This window comes from Roseobacter sp. TSBP12, assembly GCF_009129705.1.
GTDB lineage: Bacteria > Pseudomonadota > Alphaproteobacteria > Rhodobacterales > Rhodobacteraceae > Celeribacter > Celeribacter baekdonensis_A.
Map to the genome: position 1 here is coordinate 1 of NZ_PYIB01000069.1, position 533 is coordinate 533.

Here is a 533-nt window from a genome sequence, read left to right on the forward strand (position 1 = left end):
CAGACTTGAAAAACTCTGCTCTAACTCTTCATTGTTATAGCCGCTAATCGCTTCCAGAAGCTCACCATCGAAATAAACGACGGCAATCACAGGCGGGTCAAAAGGCTCTTTTCCGCTATCATCGAGATAATCTCTGACAGAGCAAACATCAGATACTTGATTTTCCTCAGCCCATTTCTGGATCGCACCTTTAAACTCTGAAAGACAGCGTTCAACTTCTGCATCTTTCACATGTCTTATCCGGGTGTGAGCAAGATGTGCTCCTAATGGGGTCGGTTACTGCCAAGCACAAAACCACATTTGTGCTTTTGTTCATTTGCGGGTTATGCCCGCATCCTCTTCCAATTCTTGCGTGCGCTGTTCAATGAAGGCTTGGAGCTCACCAACCATTTTCCGATCCGTCGCACTGCACGCCGTTTTGAATCGCGTGTGCAGGCTCGCCGGAAGATCCAGGCTCAGGCGCTTGGTCGGCTCATCCGGCATGGTCTTCGCGACCGGCTTGTCTGCCCGTGTTGTGTCATGCCCTGCCCCCC

General features: G+C 50.8%; 1 protein-coding gene and 1 pseudogene. Both read right to left on the bottom strand.

Features of this window, described 5'->3' with window-relative positions; translation table 11 throughout:
• Positions 1–231: pseudogene (locus C8029_RS19785) on the bottom strand (restriction endonuclease); the annotation flags it as partial.
• An 81-nt stretch (positions 232–312) separates the two neighbouring features.
• Positions 313–533, bottom strand: a 221-nt coding sequence (locus C8029_RS19790) for a hypothetical protein (protein WP_152002682.1), incomplete at its 5' end; no start/stop codon positions are given.